Below are 15,902 nucleotides of genomic sequence, written 5' to 3' on the forward strand. Positions count from 1 at the left end.
AATATGCCTAAAGTTAAAAGCGCACAATACAAAAGAATCCTATTGAAACTCAGTGGTGAAGCTTTGATGGGGGATGAAAAATTTGGTATCGATCCAAAGGTTTTGAACCGAATCGCTTTAGAGATTGGTCAGCTCCGTGGTATAGGTGTTGAAGTTGGGATTGTTATTGGTGGTGGTAATTTGTTTCGTGGGCAAGCATTAAGTGAAGCCGGCATGGATCGAGTGACAGGTGATCACATGGGGATGCTGGCGACCGTAATGAATGCTTTGGCGATGCGTGATGCGCTTGAAAGAGCAAATATTGCTACTCGCGTTATGTCTGCTATTACTATGACCGGTATTGTCGAGCCATACGACAGACGACGAGCTATGCGTTTAATGAAAGAAGGTGATGTTTTAATCTTTTCGGCTGGTACAGGTAACCCTTTCTTTACAACAGATTCTGCGGCATGCCTTCGCGGTATTGAAATTGATGCGGACGTTGTTCTTAAAGCAACAAAAGTAGACGGTGTATACTCAGCGGATCCAATGAAAGAACCTGATGCTGTAAAATATGATACTTTAAGTTATGATGAGGTCTTAGAAAAACAATTAGGAGTCATGGACTTAACGGCTATTTGTTTAACAAGAGATCATCATATGCCTGTGCGCGTATTTAATATGAATAAACCTGGTGCGTTGATTAACATCATGGTTGGTGGTGATGAAGGTACAGTAATTAAGTGAGGTTATTATGATTAACGAAATTCTTCAAGATGCTGAAAGTCGAATGGCAAAAGCGGTAACATCTGTTGAGACAGCATTTAAAAAAATCCGCACAGGTCGAGCTCATCCGAGCATTCTTGACCCAGTGAAAGTGAATTACTATGGCTCAGAGACGCCTTTGAACCAAATTGCAAATATTACCGTCGAAGATGCTCGTACATTAGGTATCTCTCCTTGGGAAAGCAATCTAGTGCCTGAAATCGAAAAAGCGATCATGAAGTCAGATTTAGGCTTGAATCCATCTACGACTGGTGGATTGATTCGTATTCCTATGCCGGCACTAACCGAAGAAACGCGTAAAAACTACATCAAGCAAGCTCGCGCGGAAGCGGAGAATGGTCGTATTGCTATTCGAAATATTCGTCGAGATGCTAATGGTAGTTTGAAAGACTTGGTAAAAGAAAAAGAAATTTCTGAAGATGAAGAGCGTCGCGGCCAAGATCAAGTTCAAAAAATGACAGATAAATATGTCGCTAGTATTGAAGAGCGTTTGACGCTAAAAGAAAAAGATCTAATGGAAATCTAACGTGGACTGCGGGAAGCTTTGTTTCCCGCTTTTTGCATTTGATTGGGTAATACTATGTCTCAAACTTCGGCAAGCGAATTTGCTAAGCCACTTCCTCCAGCTCATATTGCAATCATTATGGATGGTAATAACCGTTGGGCAAAGAAAAAGCACTTACCCAGTGTGGCTGGTCATAAAGCGGGTGCTGCAGCGGTTCGCAAAACAGTGGAAGCCGCAGCAGAGGCGGGAGTTAAAGTGTTAACGCTATTTGCTTTCTCGAGTGAAAATTGGCAACGACCAAAAGTAGAAGTTGAGGGGTTGATGTCTCTTTTTATGCGCTCTTTGAAAAAAGAAGCTAAGCGCTTAAAAGAACATAATATTCGACTACGAGTCATTGGCGATTTGTCTCAGTTTAGTCCCGCGTTACAGGAACAAATTCGACTCTCCGAATTGGAGACCTCATCAAATGTTGGGATGTCTTTGGTTATTGCGGCGAATTATGGCGGACGTTGGGACATTACTCAGGCAGCAAAGCGCTTGTGTCAATCTGTTCTGGAAGGAGAAATTTCAATTGATGATATCAATGAAACGAGAATTGGCGAACATATTCAGTTGGCAGACCTTCCTCCACCAGATTTACTTATTCGTACTTCAGGTGAAGAGCGATTAAGTAATTTTTTACTATGGCAAACGGCTTATTCTGAATTCGTCTTTTTGCCAGTACTCTGGCCAGATTTTGATAGGGCTCAATTCGATGAAGCCCTAACCATTTATCATGGTCGCCAACGTCGTTATGGTGGGCGTTAATTATGTTATTACCAAGAATTTTTAGTGCAATAGCCATGGTCGTTGTTTTTTTATTTGGATTATTTGTTTTAGATAAAACAGGGTTCATGTTGTTTCTTGGAAGTGTGGTCATGGTCGCCGCTTGGGAGTGGGCTCGATTATCCGATATTGCAACTCAAAAAGGTCGAGTTGCTTTTGCTGGAATGACTGGCACTATGCTTTATGGCGTTCATATATTCTTTCTAGAGGCTTATGTACTCTATTTGGCTCCAATCTTATGGATAGGGGCATTTGTATGGGTATATCGTTATCCAAAGGTCACTGGTTGGGGGAGCTCTATCGTTCGATTGCTGTTTGGCTTGTCTATTCTAGTAACTACCTGGTCGGCCTTTGTCGTGTTAAAAGATCAAGCAAACTTTGTTACTTGGACTTTAATTCTTATGGGGCTTATTTGGGGGGCGGATACGGGCGCTTACTTTGCCGGAAGACGTTTTGGAAAGACTAAATTGGCGCGTCATGTTAGTCCTGGGAAATCTTGGGAAGGCGTCTTTGGCGGCCTTTTGTTAACGCAATGCGGTGTCGCTGTTTTCAGTTTTTATGAAGGCCTTTCAATTAGTGCCTGGCTGCTCTTTGCCGTTATAGCCTTAGTTACGGTTGTTGTATCTGTATTGGGTGATTTAACTGAAAGTCTGTTTAAGCGTCATGCTGGTGTAAAAGATTCAAGTCATTTGATTCCAGGGCATGGAGGGGTCTTAGATCGAGTTGATAGTTTAACATCTGCATCCCCTATTTTTGTGTTACTTCTTGGTATGGCTGGGTGGTTGTGAAGCAATCAATTTGTTTATTGGGAGCCACGGGATCTATTGGTGATAGTACATTAGATGTTATTCGACAGCACCCCGAAAAATACTCGTTATTTGCCGTTGCGGCGAATACCAATGTCGATAAGATGGTGCATATCTGTCGTACGTTTCGGCCTGCTGTTGCCGTGATGGGTAGTGCTGAGGCGCGTGATGAGTTAGTGCGTCGTTGTGAAGGTCTAAATATTGAGTTCGAGTGGGGTGAAGAGGCAATGTGTGCGATTGCTTCCGCCGCTGAAGTAGACCAAGTAATGGCCGCCATTATGGGGTTTGCAGGCTTGATGCCGACATTGTCTGCTATACGTGCAAAAAAACGCATTCTTCTCGCAAATAAAGAATCTTTAGTTACGGCTGGTAAGCTGTTTATGGATGAAATAGCTCGCTTTAATGTGACTTTAATGCCGATTGATAGTGAGCATAATGCTATTTTTCAATGCCTTCCTCAAAATGAAAATGGTTTTAGTAAATCTCATGTGTCAAAACTGCTCCTAACGGCTTCTGGAGGTCCATTTAAAGATTGGTCTTTAGCGGATATGAGGGAGGTGACTCCTGCCCAAGCCTGTAATCATCCGAATTGGTCGATGGGGCAAAAGATATCAGTAGATTCAGCTAGTTTAATGAATAAAGGCTTAGAATTGATAGAGGCATGTTGGCTGTTTGATATGTCTCCTCATGATATCGATGTTGTTGTACATCCTCAAAGCATCGTTCATTCTATGGTGTCATATAAAGACGGGTCGGTTATTGCACAAATGGGGGTTCCAGATATGAAGGTGCCTATAGCCTATGGGATGTCATGGCCTAATAGAATTACTACCGGGGTCGCGCAGTTGAACTTGATGGATGTCGCGACTCTTGAGTTTAGTAAGCCAGATTTAGAGCGCTTTCCTAATCTAAAATTGGCGGCGGATGCTTGGTTCATAGGTGGGACCGCAATGGCGCATTTAAATGCAGCGAATGAAGTGGCGGTTGATGCATTTTTAAATAATAGAATTGGCTTTTTAGACATATCAAAGATAAATGAACGTGTTTTGAATGAACTGCCGACGCTCGCTGTTACCAATTTAGAAAGAGTGTTCGAAGGTGATAGAATCGCACGAAATTTAGCTGAAACAATCGTTCAATCTGGGAAGTATTTGTGATTCAAACAATTTTATCTATCGCTGTCGCATTGGGCATACTGATTACGTTTCATGAATTCGGGCATTATTACATTGCTCGTCGATGCGGAGTAAAGGTGCTACGGTTTTCAGTTGGTTTTGGCAAGCCGATTTATACCTATGTTAATAATCAAGGAACGGAATTCACCCTAGCGATGATCCCTTTAGGGGGGTATGTGCGCATGCTAGATGAGAGAGAGGGAGACGTTATTGAAACTGAAAAACATTTGGCATTTAATCAAAAAAGTGTTTTTCAGCGGTTTTCTATTGTGGCAGCAGGGCCCATTGCGAATTTTATTTTAGCGGCCTTCTTTTATTTTTGTGTGGCATTACTGGGGGTTCAATCTTTGTCACCGATTGTTGGATCTATTGTTCCTGATTCTCCAGTTTCTACAATACAGATTGAAGAGGGCGATGAAATTATTAAAATTAATGGCCAAGTGACTAGATCTTGGACAGAGATCAACTTAGCGCTTGCTTCATTGATTGGTCAAAGTGGTCCTATTTATGTGGAGTACTTAAATACAGCTACAAACCGTACTTATACGGAGCAAGTCTATCTAGATGAATGGCTCAAGGGTGGAGAAATCTCTAATTTAGTGAGTTCTTTTGGTTTTTTGCCTAGGCGTCCTGTTATCCCATTGATAATAGATCAAGTGATTGACAGTGGTGCAGGGCAGAGAGCGGGCATACTGGTAGGAGATCAGATTGTTGAAGTTAACTCGCAATCGATAGAGAATTGGCTAGATTTTGTAAATGTGGTTCAAATTAGCCCTAATATCGATATACAGTTACAACTTATTCGTGAAGGCAACGAAATATCGTTGACGTTAAGGCCTGATACGAAAGAAACTAAGCAAGGTATTGTGGGTTATGTAGGGCTTGCAGCGAAACCTGTTAAGTTAAGTGAAGATTGGTATAGAACTGTTGAGTATTCACCTTGGTCAGCGATGCAATATGGTGTGCAGCAGACTTGGTCAATGATTGGATTAACCTTCTCTTCGGTTGTTAAAATGGTGAAAGGGTTGATATCAATAGATAATCTATCAGGCCCTATAACTATTGCTAAGGTGGCGAGTTCATCAGCGGATTCTGGAATACAGTCATTTTTGACTTTTTTAGCCTATCTAAGTGTTAGCTTAGGTGTCCTTAATTTATTACCCATACCAATGCTAGATGGTGGTCATTTATTGTTTTTTAGTATTGAAGCCATACGAAAAAAACCGGTGTCTGAACGGTTTCAATTAATTGCTTATAAATTAGGCGCATTTCTTTTATTTACATTGATGGCCGTTGCCATTTTTAATGATATTGCACGACTTTAGAGAGGTTGTTGGTGAAGTTTTTTATTGCGTTATTCTTGAGCGTATTAAGTACACATAGCCTGTCCAAAAATATAGATGATGTTCGAGTTGATGGATTAGTGAAAATGCTCCCAGCTAAAGCATTTGAAGTTATTGGCTTTCAGCAAGATCAGGCTTACAACTCCGATCAGGTCCATCAAGCGATTAAAAAATTGTTTGGAACCGGATATTTTAGTGATATCGATGTATTGGAAGAAAATGGGGTATTGATTTTTAATGTTGTTGAGCGCCCTTCAATCGGCGAGTTAGAAATTGAAGGTAACGATTTGATTTCTTTGGAAGATTTAAAGCGAGGGCTTAAATCGTCGGGTTTAGAAGTTGGAGAAATATACAAACCTGACTCCTTGAATCAAATAGAGCAAGAGTTACAGCGCCAGTATTATGCTTTGGGACGTTACAGTGCCAAAGTAGAGCTGCAAGTGACTCCTATGCTTCGGAATCGAGTGAAGGTAAATGTAAATATTTCTGAAGGCGCTACCGCTAAAATTGTGCATATTAATTTAGTTGGCAATAGCGCTTTTACGGATGAAGAGGCCACGCGCTTTTTCGAATCAAGAGAAACGGGCTTTTTTAACCCTTTTAGTAGCGCCGATGAATACGCTAAACAAAAAATTCAAGGGGATTTGGAAAAACTGAGAAGCTTCTATCTTGATCGTGGTTATTTAGACTTTCAGTTAGTTTCTAGTCAGGTCAGCTTGTCCATAGATAAGAAAGAAGTGTATGTCGTTATTAATATCGAAGAAGGTACTCCTTACATTATTGATAGCGTTGCCTTAAATGGAAATTTGATTCTACCAGAAGAAAAAGTGCTAGAGCAGATTAAGCAAAAATCGGGTGATCTTTTTTCTAGAAAGGAAGCGACCTCTACAATGGATCGTATTTCAACCTTGCTAGGGGATGAAGGCTATTTATTCACCAATGTAAACTTGATTCCCGAAAAGTTAGGCGACCATAGATTAAAACTGACGTATCACGTGACACCAGGTCCTCAAGTTTATGTCAGACGGATCACGTTCTCGGGTAATAATGAAACGACGGATGAAGTCCTAAGACGAGAAATTACACAATTTGAAGGCAGTTTAGCCAGTCATACAAAAATTCAATCATCAAAGCGTAGATTGGAACGTTTAGGTTTTTTTGGGAAAGTTGATTTAAGAACGGTCCCTGTTCAAGGTACGACAGATCAAGTCGACCTGAATATTACTGTGGAAGAGCAAGCGTCGGGCAGTATTCAAGCGAGTGTGGGTTATTCGCAAGAGAGCGGTACAGTGTTAGGTTTTGGTATTTCTAAAAGGAACTTTTTAGGTACGGGTAATAAGCTTTCATTTAATGCGAGTCGAACTAACCAATCGCAGGATTATAACCTTTCATATGACAATCCGTATTTCACTGTAGATGGGGTAAGTCGAGGTTTTGATTTGTTTTATCAAGTCAGTGACCATGATAATGATGATGTTGAGGATTATGATTTAGATGTTATTGGTGCCAGTGTTCGTTTTGGTTATCCGTTAACAGATACTCAAAGATTAAGTTTTGGTTTAACTGTGAAAGAGACTACAGTGGCGTTGGGTTCTGATCCGTCGAATGAAACCTTATCTTATACGACGGAGCATGGTGATGCTTATGATGATCTAATTGCTAACCTAACTTGGACTGATAACGATTTGATTGGTGGTGTTCTGCCTACAAATGGTTACTCTACTAAACTGAGCTTTAACTTAGCGTTACCTGCTGGTGATCAGCAATACGGCAAAATCGACTTGACGAGCCAAAAATATTGGAATCTAGATGAATCTAATTTGTGGCTATTTCGTTTGAAAGGTCGAGCGGGTTATGGTTTTGGTTACGGAGATTCAGATGAACTGCCGTTCTTTGAAAACTATTTTGCTGGTGGTAGTTCAACGGTACGAGGTTTTGAAGGATCATCTTTAGGGCCTAAGAACTCCTATCCATCAGGCAGTACCGAATCCTCTTCTGCAATAGGTGGTAATATTTTGATGGCCGCAACGGCTGAGTTTATCTTTCCTTTACCTATGGTCGAAGACCATAAATCCGTACGGACATCTATATTTCTTGATGCGGGTAATGTATTTACCGAAAATTGTTATGCTGGTAATGATCAATGCAGTGAAGGTGTAGATTTCAATGAGATACGTTATAGCATTGGTATTAATTGGACTTGGATAACGCCAATTGCGCCGTTGTCTTTTAATTTTGCGCAGTCTCTTAATTCTAAAACTGGTGATTCAACCGACTTCTTCCAGTTTCAGTTAGGAACGACTTTCTAAGGGGTAATCATGAAAAATGTTTTTGGTTTAGTTTTTGGTCTTATGTTGTCATTTTCTAGTTTTGCAACGGAAGTGGCGGTGATTGATTTTAGAGGGGCATTATTACAAAGTGATAAAGGCCAAGCGGCGGCAGTCGAACCTAGAAAGCAAGTGCGTAATATGGAAAATCAATTGAATAGCGCACGAAAAGAATTGGATGATTTTGCTAAAAACTTAAAAAAAGAAGAATTAACCATCGCTCCAGAAGAGTATCAAAAGCGCCTTCAAGAGTTAAATCAACGTGATGTGGCTATACGGAATATGGCAGCAAATATGCAGAGGCAAGCGAAGCAGATGGAGCAAGAACTTGTTGATTCTTTATCTCCTGCAGCGGAAGTGATTTTAAAAGATTTGATTGCCGAAAAAAAACTGGATTTAGTATTAAACCGCCAGTTAAGTCTTTATGCTAATGCAGGTGTTGACCTAACGGCTGAGTTTGTTAAAAGGTTAAATGGAGCTAAATAACAATGTCTTATACTTTGGGGCAATTGTGTGATCATGTTGGTGGTGTTTTGCATGGGGACGGTGCAAAGGTAATTGACCGGCTAGCGACTGTAAAACGAGCAAAATCAAATGAGCTTACATTTATTGCTAACCCAAAGTATGTTGCGGCATTAGATACAACTGAAGCCGGTGCTGTATTGGTTAAAAATCAATCTCAGGCAAATAAAGTCTCTAATGCTATTATTGTAGCTAACCCTTATCTCGCCTTTGCAAAATTAACCTCTTTATTTAATACCTCCATATCGTTATGGACAGGTATTCATGTAAGTGCCATTGTTTCTGAAAACGCTCGTTTAGGCGAGAATACGATAATTGGTCCTAATGTAGTGATCGAAAATGATGTTGTCTTAGAAGATAATGTTGAAATTTCGGCCGGCTGTGTGCTCGGAGCACATGTTTCTATTGGCCGCAATACAAAACTAAAAGCTAATGTTACTATTTACCATGATGTATCTATCGGAGAGGATTGTCTAATACACAGTGGCGCAGTTATTGGTGCTGATGGTTTTGGTTTTGCTCAATCTCCTGAGGCGGGTGGCTGGCAAAAAATTCACCAGCTTGGCTCTGTTGAAATAGGTAACCGAGTTGAAGTGGGCGCTAATACCACGATAGATCGTGGAGCAATAGAGGATACTCGAATTGGTAATGGTGTTATTATAGATAACCAAGTTCAAATCGCCCATAATGTAGAAATTGGTGATAATACCGCTATTGCAGGTTGTGCTGCGATAGCTGGAAGTACAATTATTGGGAAAAACTGTACTATAGCTGGTGGTGTTGGTGTTATTGGTCATTTAAATATTGTCGATAATGTGCATATTACGGCTATGAGTTTAGTGAGTAAATCGATCACTGTTCCTGGATCTTATTCATCTGGAACTGGGTTAGATTCGACAGAAAAGTGGCGGCGATCAGCGGCGCGACTTAGACGAATTGATGAAATGGCAAAAACGATTGCTCAATTGGAAAAACAAATAAACAAGTTAAATTAAAAGGTCGATATTAAATGATGGATGTGAAAGAAATCCGCCAGTACTTGCCGCATAGATATCCTTTTTTACTCGTGGATAGAGTGGTTGAACTAAATTTAGGCGATTCAATAGTGGCATATAAAAATGTGACTATTAATGAGCCTTTTTTTAATGGTCATTTTCCTGATCATCCTGTTATGCCTGGCGTATTAATTATTGAAGCTATGGCTCAAGCAGCTGGTATTTTAGGTTTCAAAACGATGGATAAAACACCACAAGATGGTTCCATCTATTATTTTGTCGGATCTGATAAGACTCGTTTTAAGCGCCCAGTTGTTCCTGGTGACCGCTTACAATTAGACGCTAAAATTGTTACTGAAAAACGTGGCATTTGGAAATTTGAATGTAAAGCTACCGTTGATGGTGAGCTTGCATGTTCAGCAACAATCTTGTGTGCAGATAGGAAGGTTTAGTGAGCATTCATCCTACCGCTATTGTTGACTCTGGCGCTGAGATCGATTCAAACGTTGAAGTAGGTGCCTTTTCTATTATTGGACCTAACGTGAAGATTGGTTCAGGTACTGTAGTGAAATCCCATGTTGTAATTAATGGGCATACGACAATAGGCCGTGATAATGAGATATATCAGTTCTCTTCGGTAGGTGAAGCGAACCAAGATAAGAAATACAAAGGTGAACCAACACGATTAATCATCGGTGATGGTAATGTTATCCGAGAAAATGCAACGATACACAGAGGCACAGTCCAAGATAACTCTGAAACGGTAATCGGTAATGGTAACTTGTTTATGGCAAGTACCCATATCGGACATGATTGTATTATTGGTAGTAATAATATCATGGCGAATTACGCCGCTTTAGCCGGACACGTTACTATTGGTGATAGTATCTTGCTAGGTGGATATACTGGTGTTCATCAGTTCTGTCATGTTGGCTCTTTTAGTATGTGCGGCATGGGATCTATGGTTACAAAAGATGTGCCTGAATACGTTATGGTTTCTGGAAACCCTTCAAGTGCTCATGGAATGAATTTTGAAGGGATGAAGCGACGAGGCATGAGTGCTGAAGTGATCAAGGCTTTGAAAAACTCCTATAAAATTGTCTATTTAAAAGGTCTGAAACTAGATGATGCTTTATCTGAATTGGAGCAAACACTAGCGAAAGATTTTCAAGAGGTTGAGGCTTTTGTTCAATCCTTTAGGCAGTCAACACGGGGTGTTATTCGACCGGGTAAAAAATAAATAAAAAACCCCAGTTTATCTGGGGTTTTTTTATGACAGAAGATTGCTATTGGCTTAAACAACGGTAAAAGAGTGTTTTGTTATATGAGTGAAAAGTCATCGAAACCACGGTATGTTATTGTTGCTGGAGAAGCTTCTGGGGACATTCTTGGTGCTAATTTAATTGAGTCTTTAAGAAAACGTTGTCCGGACGCTCTTTTTGAAGGAATCGGTGGCCCATTAATGGAAGCTCAAGGTTTCCAAAGTCTAGTACCTATGGACAGGTTATCTGTCATGGGGCTAGTTGAAGTGTTAGGCCGTTTACCTGAACTGCTAAAAATTCGTAAACACGTGTATACAAATTGTCTTGACAATCCTCCCTTGGCTTTTATTGGTATTGATTCCCCGGATTTTACCTTACCTTTGGAGCGAAAGTTAAAAGATAAAGGGATACTAGCGGTTCACTACGTGAGTCCATCTGTTTGGGCATGGCGTCAAAAGCGTATTTTTAAGATTAAAAAATCCGTGGATTTAATGCTGGCCTTGTTTCCTTTTGAGATGCCTATCTACCAACAACATGGTATCCCCGTCGTATGTGTTGGACACACTCTAGCGGATGATATCCCACTGATGTGTGATAGAGCCGTAGCTAGAGCTCAGCTTAATATGGGTGAATCTAATGCCCCTGTTTTTGCGATCCTACCAGGGTCAAGACGGGGGGAGGTAGAGCGGTTAGCGCCTTTATTTATTGCATCCATGTCAGAAATACTGAGACAGCAGTCCGATGTTCGCTTTATTATTCCCGCTGTTAATGATGATAGACGTGAGCAAATCACTGAACTGCTCAATGCCGCTAATGTTGATGCCATAGTGGTAAATGGTCAGTCCAGAGATGTTATGATCGCGGCGGATGCCATACTGTTGGCTTCGGGCACCGCCGCATTAGAAGGCATGCTAGTGAAAAGACCGATGGTGGTTGCGTATCGTTTTACTAAATTAACCTATGCCATAATGTCTCGTATGATCAAAGTACCCTATGTGTCTTTGCCTAATCTATTGGCAAACAAAGCGCTGGTACCTGAGCTAATTCAGGATAAAGCTACCCCAAAGAATTTGGCGTCTACCTTGCTACGTACATGGAAAGCATTTGAAGCAGACCAAGAAATCCAACAAACCTATTTAGATCTGCATTTAATGTTACGGAAACAAGCAGGAGACACCGCTGCCGAGGCCATCGTTAATTTAGTGGAAAAAACACATATGAGGAAGGGGAACTAATGGAGCCTTTTGTAAGTGATTTGTATAAAGGGGTTTTATTTGCCGGAGTTGATGAAGCGGGTCGTGGTCCCCTTGCTGGAGATGTGGTGGCGGCGGCTGTCATTCTGGACCCCAATAAGCCGATTTTAGGGTTGGCCGATTCGAAAAAACTGTCGGAAAAAAACGTGAGGCTTTGTCTTTAGAAATTAAAGAAAAAGCACTTGCCTACTGTATTGCTCGTGCCGATGTGGCTGAGATTGATGAGCTTAATATCTTACATGCCAGCATGTTAGCCATGACAAGGGCGGTTAATGGATTAGCCATTGTGCCTGAGCATGCTTTAATTGATGGTAATCGTGTGCCGTTAAATTTGGTTTGTCCTGCGGAAGCGGTAGTGAAAGGTGATGCACGTGAGGCGTCTATCTCTGCCGCCTCAATACTGGCGAAAGTACAAAGAGATGTTGAAATCGTCGCATTAGCTGAAAAGTATCCGGGTTATGGTCTTGAGAAACATAAAGGCTATCCAACTGCACAACATTTATTAGCGCTTGAAAAACTAGGGGTTACTCCAATTCATCGTAGTAGCTTTTCTCCTGTAAAAAAAATTCTACAAAGGTAATTTTGTGAGTCGTTCATTCATTCATTTACGAGTACATACTGAATTTTCTTTGGTTGATGGCTTAGTGAAAGTTAAAGGCTTGTTGGCGGCAACGGAAAAGTTAAACATGCCCGCCGTAGCTATTTCTGATGAAAATAATTTATGTGGATTTGTTCGCTTCTATAAAGGGGCTATGTCGAGTGGTATAAAGCCTCTTTGTGGTGCCGATGTTATGGTTGCTGCTCATGGAGAATTAGAACATAACTCCAGGTTTACCTTGTTAGCCATGAATAATAAGGGTTATAAAAATATAATCGAAGTGATTTCGAAAGGGTATCAGCTTGGGCAGCATCAAGGTCGACCGGTTATTAAAGCGGAATGGCTGGAGCAACATAGTGATGATGTGATTGCTATTTCTGGTGCTCAATATGGCGATATAGGGCAATATTTAGATTCTAATCAAATAGAGCTGGCCAAGCAGCAGTTGCAACATTGGATGAAAATTTATCCCAATCGCTTTTATATCGAGTTACAGAGAACAGGGCGTAAAGGTGAGGAAGACTATATACATTCTGTGGTGCCGCTAGCCGAAGCGTTTTCTTGTCCTGTCGTAGCAACGAATGATGTTCGATTTTTAAAACGTGACGATTTTGAAGCCCATGAAGCAAGAGTTTGTATTCATGATGGGGTGACACTAGATGATCCAAGAAGACCTAAACGTTATTCTGAAGAGCAATATCTAAAGTCTCCAGCAGAAATGGAAGCACTATTTGAAGACATTCCTGAAGCCTTAGAAAATACGGTCGAGATTGCCAAACGTTGTAATGTGGATGTGTTGCTTGGGGAATATTTCTTACCTGATTTCCCTGTGCCGACAGGCATGACAATGGATGAGTATTTTCGTAAGTTATCTCACGATGGTTTGAAAGTCCGTTTTGATTTTCTAGTGAAAAAATACGGCAAGCGAGTAGAAGACCGAAGACAAGAATATATAGATCGATTAGAGTTCGAACTGAATATCATTCTGCAAATGGGGTTTCCGGGTTACTTCCTTATCGTAATGGACTTCATTCAATGGGCTAAAGATAACGACATTCCTGTGGGCCCAGGTCGTGGTTCTGGTGCCGGGTCTTTGGTGGCCTATGTTCTGAATATCACCGATTTAGACCCTCTGGAATACGATCTGCTCTTCGAACGTTTCCTAAACCCAGAGCGTGTATCTATGCCCGATTTCGATATCGATTTCTGTATGGAAAACCGTGATAAAGTCATTGATTATGTTGCTCAAACTTATGGTAGAGACGCCGTCTCACAGATTATTACCTTTGGTGCGATGGCGGCCAAAGCCGTAGTGCGTGACGTAGCGCGAGTTCAAGGTCGACCTTACAGTCTAGGGGATAAACTTTCTAAGCTGATCCCTTTTGAAATTGGCATGACACTTAAAAAAGCCTTAGAAGCTGAACCCGCGTTGCAAGAGTTTATTGACTCTGACGAAGATGCGGCTGAAATTATGGAAATGGCGTTTTCGTTAGAAGGTGTAGTACGTAACTTCGGTAAGCATGCGGGCGGAGTGGTGATTGCCCCGACCAAGTTAACCGATTTTGCCCCTTTGTATTGTGAAGAAGATGGTTCTGGTCTTGTCACCCAATACGATAAAAATGACGTTGAAGAAGCGGGTTTGGTGAAGTTTGACTTCTTAGGTTTGAAAACCCTGACGGTGGTGGATTGGGCCGTAAAAAACATCAATCAAATTAATGCCTATGACGGTAAGCCAGATCTAGATATTAGCTTGATTGATTTGGAAGAAAAAACCACTTATGACCTGCTTCAACGTGCGGAGACAACGGCGGTATTCCAATTAGAGTCCCGAGGTATGAAGGAGTTGATAAAAAAACTTCTGCCTTCTCGTTTTGAAGATATTATCGCCTTGGTTGCCTTATATCGCCCCGGTCCTTTGGGATCAGGCATGGTAGACGACTTTATTAACCGTAAGCACGGACGAGCTGAACTTGCCTTTCCTCATGTAGATTATCAACATGATGACTTGATTCCAGTACTTGAACCAACCTACGGCATTATCTTGTATCAAGAGCAGGTAATGCAGATTGCTCAGGTATTGGCGCGTTTTAGCTTAGGTGGAGCCGATTTACTCCGTCGTGCGATGGGTAAGAAAAAGCCTGAAGTCATGGCGGAACAACGTTTAATTTTTATGGAGGGCGCGAGTAAGCACGGTGTTGATAAAGATCTAGCCGGTAACATTTTTGATTTGATGGAAAAATTTGCCGGCTATGGTTTTAACAAATCTCACTCAGCCGCCTACGCTTTGGTTTCCTATCAAACGGCATGGTTGAAGAACCATTATCCAGCACCTTTTATGGCCGCTGTGTTATCGGCCGATATGCAGAATACAGATAAAATAGTGATCTTTATTGAAGAGTGTCGAGCGATGAAGTTGACGCTTCAATTACCGAACGTGAATGAGTCCATGTACAAATTCACCGTGAATCCAAATAATGAAATTGTTTATGGTTTAGGTGCGATTAAAGGGGTAGGTGAAGGGCCAATTGAAGCGATTGTTGACGCTAGAAAAGATGGGCCATTTAAGCATATCTTTGATTTCTGTGAACGTGTTGGTCGTAAAGTGAATAAGCGGGTAATGGAGGCTTTGGTACGTTCTGGCGCATTTGATACCATTGGGCCCAACAGAGCGACCTTGTTTGAAAGTATCTCGGGAGCGTTAAAAAGAGCCGATCAAAGTGCGAAGAGCCAAGATGCTGGCATGATGGATTTATTTGGCATCGCTGTAGAAGAAACCATTGAGTCGGCTTATGACGAAAATGGGGTGCAAATGGAATGGCCTAGTCGTCAGCGTTTAGATGGTGAAAAAGACACCTTAGGGCTCTATGTTACCGGACATCCAATTGATGACTATGAAAGAGAGATTCGTCGCTTTGCACGGGCTCGTATTGTGGATTTACAGCCAAAGCGTGAAGCGCAAATTATTGCGGGTTTAATTGTTGATCTTCGTATTACTAAAAGTAAAAAAGGTGGCAACATTGCTTTTGTTACATTGGATGATCGATCCGCTCGAATTGAAGTAACGGTTTTTCCAGATTCCTATGAAGAGTTCCGTCATGTCATCGTGAAAGATCAAGTGGTTGTGATTGAAGGGGAGATTAGCGTTGATGAATTTAGAGGCGGACAAAAAGTCATAGCGCGAAAAGTATTAGACTTCCCTCAAGCTCGAGTGCGTTATGTAGAAGCATTACGAATCAACTGGTTAAAAGACGAAGTAAGTGAAAAAGACATTACTATTTTGTCTGATTGCATGAAACCTTATGTTGGCGACGGTTGTGATGTGGTCATTACGTTTACAACCGATAAGGCTCAAGGGGATGTTCGTCTGGGCCCAAACTGGAAAATTATGCCCGATGACCAATTAATACACGAACTTCAGAAACATTACGGTAAACAAAATGTTCAGCTCGTGTATAATTAACCCATTTTACAGTTATTAAGAGTTAGAACGTTACGATAAGGTAGCGATAGGGATAGCAAGAAAACT

General features: G+C 41.2%; 13 protein-coding genes and 1 pseudogene. All 14 read left to right on the plus strand.

Annotated features, from left to right (window positions below):
- The first annotated feature begins 3 nt into the window (after window positions 1-3).
- The 14 genes and pseudogenes from pyrH (at window position 4) to dnaE (ending at window position 15,836) form a co-directional block, all read left to right on the plus strand.
- Complete coding sequence (gene pyrH / locus O1D97_RS08555; protein WP_191602550.1) at window positions 4-726, plus strand: UMP kinase; 723 nt, start codon at window positions 4-6, stop codon at window positions 724-726.
- A gap of 7 nt (window positions 727-733) precedes the next feature.
- Window positions 734-1,291, plus strand: a complete 558-nt coding sequence (gene frr, locus O1D97_RS08560) for a ribosome recycling factor (protein WP_269124685.1) — start codon at window positions 734-736, stop codon at window positions 1,289-1,291.
- 54 nt (window positions 1,292-1,345) lie between these two features.
- Window positions 1,346-2,077, plus strand: a complete 732-nt coding sequence (uppS, locus tag O1D97_RS08565; RefSeq protein ID WP_269124687.1) for a polyprenyl diphosphate synthase — start codon at window positions 1,346-1,348, stop codon at window positions 2,075-2,077.
- 2 nt (window positions 2,078-2,079) lie between these two features.
- A complete protein-coding gene (locus O1D97_RS08570) occupies window positions 2,080-2,883 on the plus strand; it encodes a phosphatidate cytidylyltransferase (RefSeq protein WP_269124689.1) in 804 nt (267 codons plus the stop codon).
- On the plus strand, window positions 2,880-4,058 hold the full coding sequence (gene ispC, locus O1D97_RS08575) for a 1-deoxy-D-xylulose-5-phosphate reductoisomerase (protein ID WP_269124691.1): 1,179 nt from the start codon (window positions 2,880-2,882) through the stop codon (window positions 4,056-4,058). Before O1D97_RS08570 ends, ispC begins: the two co-directional genes overlap by 4 nt.
- Window positions 4,055-5,401, plus strand: a complete 1,347-nt coding sequence (rseP, locus tag O1D97_RS08580) for an RIP metalloprotease RseP (RefSeq protein ID WP_269124692.1) — start codon at window positions 4,055-4,057, stop codon at window positions 5,399-5,401. Before ispC ends, rseP begins: the two co-directional genes overlap by 4 nt.
- A gap of 11 nt (window positions 5,402-5,412) precedes the next feature.
- Window positions 5,413-7,728 (plus strand): outer membrane protein assembly factor BamA, encoded by a 2,316-nt coding sequence (bamA, locus tag O1D97_RS08585; RefSeq protein WP_269124693.1) that lies wholly within the window; start codon window positions 5,413-5,415, stop codon window positions 7,726-7,728.
- 9 nt (window positions 7,729-7,737) lie between these two features.
- On the plus strand, window positions 7,738-8,232 hold the full coding sequence (locus O1D97_RS08590; RefSeq protein WP_269124695.1) for an OmpH/Skp family outer membrane protein: 495 nt from the start codon (window positions 7,738-7,740) through the stop codon (window positions 8,230-8,232).
- A 2-nt stretch (window positions 8,233-8,234) separates the two neighbouring features.
- Window positions 8,235-9,263 carry a UDP-3-O-(3-hydroxymyristoyl)glucosamine N-acyltransferase gene (gene lpxD / locus O1D97_RS08595; protein ID WP_269124696.1) on the plus strand — a complete coding sequence of 343 codons (1,029 nt, stop codon included), beginning with the start codon at window positions 8,235-8,237 and terminating at the stop codon, window positions 9,261-9,263.
- 14 nt (window positions 9,264-9,277) lie between these two features.
- On the plus strand, window positions 9,278-9,715 hold the full coding sequence (gene fabZ, locus O1D97_RS08600) for a 3-hydroxyacyl-ACP dehydratase FabZ (RefSeq protein ID WP_269124697.1): 438 nt from the start codon (window positions 9,278-9,280) through the stop codon (window positions 9,713-9,715).
- Window positions 9,715-10,503 carry an acyl-ACP--UDP-N-acetylglucosamine O-acyltransferase gene (gene lpxA / locus O1D97_RS08605; protein WP_269124699.1) on the plus strand — a complete coding sequence of 263 codons (789 nt, stop codon included), beginning with the start codon at window positions 9,715-9,717 and terminating at the stop codon, window positions 10,501-10,503. The genes fabZ and lpxA overlap by 1 nt, the downstream gene beginning before the upstream one ends.
- Before the next feature lie 84 nt (window positions 10,504-10,587).
- Complete coding sequence (gene lpxB, locus O1D97_RS08610) at window positions 10,588-11,760, plus strand: lipid-A-disaccharide synthase (RefSeq protein ID WP_269124701.1); 1,173 nt, start codon at window positions 10,588-10,590, stop codon at window positions 11,758-11,760.
- A pseudogene (rnhB, locus tag O1D97_RS08615) lies at window positions 11,760-12,358 on the plus strand (ribonuclease HII). Before lpxB ends, rnhB begins: the two are co-directional and overlap by 1 nt.
- A 4-nt stretch (window positions 12,359-12,362) precedes the next feature.
- Window positions 12,363-15,836, plus strand: a complete 3,474-nt coding sequence (gene dnaE, locus O1D97_RS08620) for a DNA polymerase III subunit alpha (protein ID WP_269124703.1) — start codon at window positions 12,363-12,365, stop codon at window positions 15,834-15,836.
- Window positions 15,837-15,902: the final 66 nt, after the last annotated feature.

It is taken from the genome of Marinomonas phaeophyticola (assembly GCF_026966905.1).
Taxonomy (GTDB): Bacteria; Pseudomonadota; Gammaproteobacteria; order Pseudomonadales; family Marinomonadaceae; genus Marinomonas; species Marinomonas phaeophyticola.

What these genes read in the sequence shown, in the direction of transcription:
- pyrH (WP_191602550.1), top strand. Translation starts at nt 4, where the DNA reads ATGCCTAAAGTTAAAAGCGCACAATACAAAAGAATCCTATTGAAACTC.
- frr (WP_269124685.1), top strand. Translation starts at nt 734, where the DNA reads ATGATTAACGAAATTCTTCAAGATGCTGAAAGTCGAATGGCAAAAGCG.
- uppS (WP_269124687.1), top strand. Translation starts at nt 1,346, where the DNA reads ATGTCTCAAACTTCGGCAAGCGAATTTGCTAAGCCACTTCCTCCAGCT.
- O1D97_RS08570 (WP_269124689.1), top strand. Translation starts at nt 2,080, where the DNA reads ATGTTATTACCAAGAATTTTTAGTGCAATAGCCATGGTCGTTGTTTTT.
- O1D97_RS08590 (WP_269124695.1), top strand. Translation starts at nt 7,738, where the DNA reads ATGAAAAATGTTTTTGGTTTAGTTTTTGGTCTTATGTTGTCATTTTCT.
- lpxD (WP_269124696.1), top strand. Translation starts at nt 8,235, where the DNA reads ATGTCTTATACTTTGGGGCAATTGTGTGATCATGTTGGTGGTGTTTTG.
- fabZ (WP_269124697.1), top strand. Translation starts at nt 9,278, where the DNA reads ATGATGGATGTGAAAGAAATCCGCCAGTACTTGCCGCATAGATATCCT.
- lpxB (WP_269124701.1), top strand. Translation starts at nt 10,588, where the DNA reads ATGAGTGAAAAGTCATCGAAACCACGGTATGTTATTGTTGCTGGAGAA.